Raw genomic sequence first — 6,224 nt, 5'->3', positions numbered from 1 at the left:
ACAGTAAAGTATGGCACTGGCTGCTTCAGGAAAGGGCGTCCATCACATCACTACACTATCCTGATCCGCACTAATCTTCCATACGAGACGTAAGGCGCGGCCATGCCGCTGGGTCCGGCGCACACGGGGGGCGTGACGGACGACTGCGCCCGTTTTTCCGTCCGGGCGCAGGCAGGATCGAAATATTGTCATATTGCTGTGGTCAGAATAGCGGATTCTTTTTGAACAGCGGCTAAACTTATGCGAGCGCAGGCCGTAGTCAGGGAGTTATGATGAATCCGTTCACTATACTGTTTATTGCACTGCTGTCTATCGATGCCGTCAGAGAGCTATTGGGTGCTTCGTCGGTACTGGGCATGTGGTGAAAGACGTGGCCGATGAAGGCCACGTGCAGAGAGATTATTGCAGACGTTTGTGCAGGCAAACGCCAGTCAGCAGTGCTGCCATTAGCATCAGCGCGATAAAGCTGCCCACGCCGTTCCAGCCATAGTTATGCCAGAATACCCCGCCTAATGTCCCCGCAAGACTGGAACCGAGATAGTAGCTGAACAGGTACAGCGACGAGGCCTGGCCGCGGGCGCGGCGCGCACGAGGACCAATCCAGCTGCTGGCGACCGAGTGGGCGGCAAAGAAACCGGCGGAGAACAGCAGCATGCCCGCAAATATCAGCCACAGCGATGAGAACAGGGTCAGCATCAGCCCGGCCAGCATCACGGCGATAAAGGCGAGCATCACCGGGCCGCGGCCATAGCGCGCGGTCATCGCTCCGGCCTTTGGTGAACTCCAGGTCCCGGTCAGATAAGCGACGGAGAGCAGGCCAACCACCGCCTGACTCAGCGACCAGGGCGACATCATCAGACGATAGCCGATGTAGTTGAACAGGGTGACAAACGAGCCCATCAGCAGGAATCCTTCGAGGAACAGCAGCGGCAGCCCGCGATCGCGCCAGTGCAGGCGCAGGTTAATCAGCAGGGTTTTAGGACGCAGTGAACTCGGGCGGAAGTGCCGCGACTCCGGGAGGATTCGCCAGAACATAATCGCCGAGGCCAGCGCAAAGCAGCTGATCACCGCCAGCGCCACGCGCCAGCCGAAAAAGTCGGTGAAAACCCCGGTCAGCAGACGACCGCTCATTCCGCCAATCGAGTTGCCGCTGATATACAGCCCCATGGAAAAGGCGACGACGCTGGGGTGGATCTCCTCACTCAGATAGGTCATACCGACCGCCGCCACGCCGCTTAACGACAGGCCAATCAGCGCCCGCATAATCAAAATGCCGTGCCAGCTCGACATCATCGTAGACAGTAAAGAACAGCATGAGGCCAGCACCAGCGCGGTCACCATCACCTGTTTACGGCCGATAGCATCCGAAAGCGGGCCGGTAAACAGCAGGCCAACGGCGAGCATCGCGGTGGAAATCGACAGCGAAACGCTACTGCTGGCGGGAGTCACGCCAAATTCGGCCGAGAGTACCGGCAGAATCGGCTGGACGCAGTAGAGCAGGGCGAAGGTGGCCAGACCGGCGGAGAAGAGGGCGAGAGTGACCCGCATAAACTGAGGGGTACCGCGTTTAATAAACTGATTTGGCTGGGATATAACATTGTCGCTGACCTCGCTTGCCGGCACGGTGTCAACGGTAGTTGTACGACTCACGGAACAATCCTTGCTGAGAACACAGAGTTAGGGAACATCACAGATCACATTTTAAGGGTATGAAAATGTAAATATTCTGTCTAATATATTAATAATCTCAAATAAGACGTTTTAAATATGAATATCGAGCTGCGTCATCTGCGCTACTTTATTGCCGTCGCCGAAGAGCTCCATTTTGGCCGCGCGGCGGCACGGCTGAACATCTCGCAGCCGCCGTTAAGCCAGCAGATCCAGATACTTGAACAACAGATTGCCGCGCGCCTCTTCGCCCGAACCAACCGCAGCGTGAGCCTGACGGCGGCGGGGCGACAGTTTCTTGCCGACAGTCGGCACATCCTCAGCCTGGTCGACGATGCGGCGGCGCGCGCAAGCCGTCTGCACCACGGTGAAACCGGGGAACTGCACATTGGCTTTACCTCCTCCGCGCCGTTTATCAAGGCGGTGTCCGATACGCTCTCCACCTTTCGTCGACGCTATCCCGACGTGCATATTCAGACCCGGGAAACCAATACCCGCGAGCAGATTGTGCCGCTGAATGAAGGCGCCCTCGATCTGGGGCTGATGCGCAATACGCAGCTGCCGGAGACGCTGGTCTGGGAGCGGGTGCTGCGTGAACCGCTGCTGGCGATGGTGCCGAGCGACCATCCCCTGGCGCGTCAGCAGGCGGTAAGCCTGGTGGATCTGGCCCGCGAACCGTTTGTCTTTTTTGATCCGCACGTCGGAACCGGGCTGTATGACGACATTCTGGGGCTGATGCGGCGCTATGGTCAGACGCCGACGATCGCCCAGGAGGTCGGCGAGGCGATGACGATTATTGGTCTGGTGGCTTCCGGACTTGGGGTCTCGATATTACCGGCGTCGTTTAAGCGGGTGCAGCTCAACGAAATGCGCTGGCTGCCGATCAAAGAACAGGATGCCGTTTCGGAAATGTGGCTGGTATGGTCGAAGCATCATGAACAGAGTCAGGCGGCGCAGCGCTTTCGGCAATACCTGCTTGCTGCCGCTGCGCTGAATAATTAAGACTAAAAATAGTCAAAAATGTGCGGTAAATCACAAGGCTAAGTAAAAATTTGACGAGTGCTACCCAAGTGCTTCACCATAGCTAAAAGTTTATTTCGAAGCGCGAAAATAAAGGGAGTCAATGGTGGTAGCGGACAGTCAGCCAGGCCATATCGATCAAATAAAGCAGACCAACGCAGGAGCGGTATATCGCCTGATTGATCAGCTTGGCCCGGTGTCGCGCATCGACCTCTCCCGTTTTGCGCAACTGGCACCGGCCAGCATTACTAAAATCGTGCGTGAAATGCTTGAAGCGCATCTGGTTCAGGAGACGGAAATTCAGGAGCCGGGGAGCCGCGGGCGTCCCGCCGTGGGTCTGATGGTCGAGACCGAGGCCTGGCACTATCTCTCCGTGCGAATCAGCCGCGGTGAAATTCACCTTGCGCTGCGCGATCTCAGCAGCAAGCTGGTGGTCGAGGAGCAGCTCGGGCTGGCGCTTGAGCACCCGCAGCCGTTCCTGACGCGCGTGGTTGCGCATATCGATCAATTCTTTATCCGCCATCAAAAGAAACTGGAGCGTCTGACCGCCATCGCCGTCACTTTGCCGGGCATCATTGATACCGAAAACGGCGTGATTCACCGGATGCCATTTTATGACGAGGTCAAAGATCTGCCGCTTGGCGAGGTTCTGGCGAACCACACCGGCGTCTCGGTCTATATCCAGCACGATATCAGCGCCTGGACGATGGCGGAGTCGCTGTTTGGCGCGTCCCGCGGGGCGCGGGATGTTATTCAGGTGGTGATTGATCATAACGTCGGCGCCGGGGTGATCACCGATGGTCGTCTGCTGCATGCGGGCAGCAGCAGCCTGGTTGAGATCGGCCACACCCAGGTCGATCCCTACGGCAAGCGATGCTACTGCGGCAACCACGGTTGTCTGGAGACTATCGCCAGCGTCGAAAGCGTGCTGGAGCTGGCCCAGGTGCGAATGGCGAAATCAATGAGTTCGATGCTGCATCAGCAGCCGTTGAGCGTGGAGTGGCTGTGCCAGGCGGCGCTGCAGGGCGATCTGCTGGCGCGGGATATTATTAGCGGTGTCGGCCAGCACGTCGGGCGGATTCTGGCAATCATGGTGAATCTGTTCAACCCGCAAAAAATCCTCATCGGCTCACCGTTTAGTCTGGCGGCCGATATCTTATTCCCTGCCATTTCAGATTGTATTCGCCAACAATCCCTGCCTGCCTACAGTCGGCATATTAGCGTTGAAAGCACGCAGTTCTCTAACCGTGGAACGATGGCCGGCGCCGCGCTGGTGAAGGACGCCCTCTATAACGGATCTCTGCTTATTCGACTGTTACAGGGTTAACATTTTTTCATAGTCACACCAAAAATTGCGCTATCTCAAGCCGGTATCCGGCGGTCTGGCGTAGACTTTTCCCACAGTTTATTCCTTCTCTTCTGTATAACTCGTCAACATAACTGTGGGGTTAATGATGTTTAAGCGTTTCTTTATAACAGGTACTGACACCTCTGTCGGGAAGACAGTGGTTTCTCGTGCGCTGTTGCAGGCACTGGCTGCCAGCGGCAAAAGCGTCGCGGGATACAAGCCTGTGGCGAAGGGCAGCAAAGAGACGCCGGACGGATTGCGTAATAAAGATGCGCTGATTTTACAGAGCGTGTCGTCGCTGGCGTTACCGTATGATGCTGTCAATCCCATAGCATTAAGCGAAGATGAAAGCAGCGTGGCACACAGCAGTCCTATCAACTACGGGCTGCTGTCGGATGGTCTCCAGCGTCTGGGCGGGCAGGTCGATCATGTGGTGGTTGAGGGGACCGGCGGCTGGCGAAGCCTGATGAACGATCTGCGTCCTCTTTCAGAGTGGGTGGTGCAGGAGCAGCTTCCGGTGGTGATGGTCGTCGGCATTCAGGAGGGCTGTATCAACCATGCTCTGCTGACCGCGCAGGCCATTGCTAACGACGGTCTGCCGATGATTGGCTGGGTGGCAAACCGGATTAACCCGGGTTTAGCGCATTACGCGGAAATCATCGAGGTGCTGAGCAAAAAGCTGCCCGGGCCGCTGATTGGCGAGCTTCCTTACCTGCCGCGCGCCGAACAGCGGGAGCTGAGCCAGTATATTGACCTAACCATGCTCGGCGACGTGATGGCGGTAGATAGAGTCCTGGCGTAACGTCCGGGAGAGCACCGATGCCAGCACGCTGGCAATCAATAAGCCGGGCAGTAATACGTACTGCCCGGTCATTTCACAAATCATCAGGGTCGACATAATCGGCGCATGCGTCGTGGCCGCCAGAAAGGCCGCCATTCCGGTCAGACCAATCATAATCGCCAGCCCTTGATCGTGGTGCAGCCACAGTCCGCTGAAGCTGGCAAACAGCATGCCCATCGCCAGACCGACGAACAGCGTTGGGGTAAACACGCCGCCCGGTGCGCCGGATCCGCTGCTGGCCAAAACTGCGAGCAGTTTGCACACAAAGACCACCGCGATGGCGCTAAACAGCGGCGGTGACTGCAGATAATGCTGTACCGTGCTGTAACCGTTGCCCCATACCGCAGGCGTGACCAGCGACAGCAGGCCGACAATGATCCCGCCGAGCGCCAGTTGCCACGGCGGCGAGAGATGCAGGCGCAAAAAGCAGCGGTGGCTGTAGCTCATCATCGCGATAAACAGCGGCCCGCATAGCCCGGCCAGCAGCCCGGTAGCCAGCATCAGCGCGTAGTGGAGAGCGGTCAGCGTCTCGTGAAACGCCACCTGATACAGCGGCGACGCGCCGCCGTTGATCAACTGCGTGAGCAGCAGGGCGATAACCGCGGAGATGACCACCGGGCCCAGTGACGCAAGAATCAGCGTGCCAAATAAAATTTCGGCAATAAACAAACTGCCGGCCAGCGGCGCATGATAGGCGCTGGCCATCCCGGCGGCGGCTCCGCAGGCGACCCACAGTTTCCATTCCGCTTTTGGCGTGAAGCGGCGGGCGAACAGCGACGCGGCCAGCGCGGCCAGCAGAATCATCGCGCCTTCGCGACCAATCGCGCTGCCGGTGGTCACCACCAATAACGAGGCCAGAGATTTGATCAGGCTGGCCGGGGTATCAAACTGACCGTCTCCGCTATCCAGCGCTTCCATATAGTCGGTGGGCGCATGCGGGCGCTGGCGGGTTCGGTATTGCCAGAGCCACAGCAGCGCGCCGGCTGCCAGCCCGCCAGCGGCCGGCGTGAGCAGACGTCGCCAGCCGGGTAGCCCCTCGGCGGCATTGACCAGACTGCCGCTATGATCGTGCAGAAACAGTCCTTCCAGTATCCCCATCGCGCAATGAAACAGCGCAACGGCCAGCGCCGCCAGCATACCGACCAGGGTTGCAATCAGCAGGCGACGAAACATGATCTGAACATCAGGATAATTATGCAGACGATGCATCATTGGTTACGGTCATTAGCAGGAAACATAGACTTATTGTGATGGGAAATAAGCTTAGACGCAAAAGCTATAAATGCCTGAACGGCAAAACTGCGAGGAGATGAGAACGCTGAAATGAATACCGACTGCGTGACGTTG

Annotated in this window: 6 protein-coding genes; 4 read left to right on the top strand and 2 right to left on the bottom strand. The window is 57.7% G+C overall.

The annotated features are described in order from the left end of the window. Positions 1-272: 272 nt before the first annotated feature. Positions 273-365: a KPN_01571 family protein gene (locus tag CWM52_RS26725; RefSeq protein WP_416308799.1), complete on the top strand. Its 93-nt coding sequence runs from the start codon at positions 273-275 to the stop codon at positions 363-365. 34 nt (positions 366-399) lie between these two features. Here CWM52_RS26725 and CWM52_RS09305 read toward each other — a convergent pair whose 3' ends face one another. After that, entirely contained in the window at positions 400-1,650 is a 1,251-nt protein-coding gene (locus tag CWM52_RS09305; RefSeq protein ID WP_100683832.1) for an MFS transporter, read from the bottom strand. Positions 1,651-1,767: 117 nt separating this feature from the next. On the opposite strand from CWM52_RS09305, the gene CWM52_RS09300 reads away from it, so the two are divergent. The 3 genes from CWM52_RS09300 (at position 1,768) to bioD (ending at position 4,838) form a co-directional block, all read left to right on the top strand. Further along, positions 1,768-2,670, top strand: coding sequence for a LysR family transcriptional regulator (locus tag CWM52_RS09300; RefSeq protein WP_100683831.1), 903 nt, complete (start codon positions 1,768-1,770; stop codon positions 2,668-2,670). Between the two features lie 124 nt (positions 2,671-2,794). After that, entirely contained in the window at positions 2,795-4,015 is a 1,221-nt protein-coding gene (mlc, locus tag CWM52_RS09295) for a sugar metabolism global transcriptional regulator Mlc (protein WP_100683844.1), read from the top strand. Positions 4,016-4,142: 127 nt separating this feature from the next. After that, positions 4,143-4,838 (top strand): dethiobiotin synthase, encoded by a 696-nt coding sequence (bioD, locus tag CWM52_RS09290; RefSeq protein WP_100683830.1) that lies wholly within the window; start codon positions 4,143-4,145, stop codon positions 4,836-4,838. Here bioD and clcB read toward each other — a convergent pair. Then, the gene (gene clcB, locus CWM52_RS09285) at positions 4,791-6,086 is read right to left on the bottom strand and encodes a voltage-gated ClC-type chloride channel ClcB (protein ID WP_100683843.1); all 1,296 of its coding nucleotides are present in this window, start codon (positions 6,084-6,086) and stop codon (positions 4,791-4,793) included. The genes bioD and clcB overlap by 48 nt on opposite strands. Positions 6,087-6,224: the final 138 nt, after the last annotated feature.

This window comes from Raoultella sp. T31 (assembly GCF_002806725.1).
In the GTDB taxonomy this organism is placed as follows: domain Bacteria; phylum Pseudomonadota; class Gammaproteobacteria; order Enterobacterales; family Enterobacteriaceae; genus Klebsiella; species Klebsiella electrica.
This window is presented reverse-complemented; position numbering and strand designations above follow the sequence as displayed.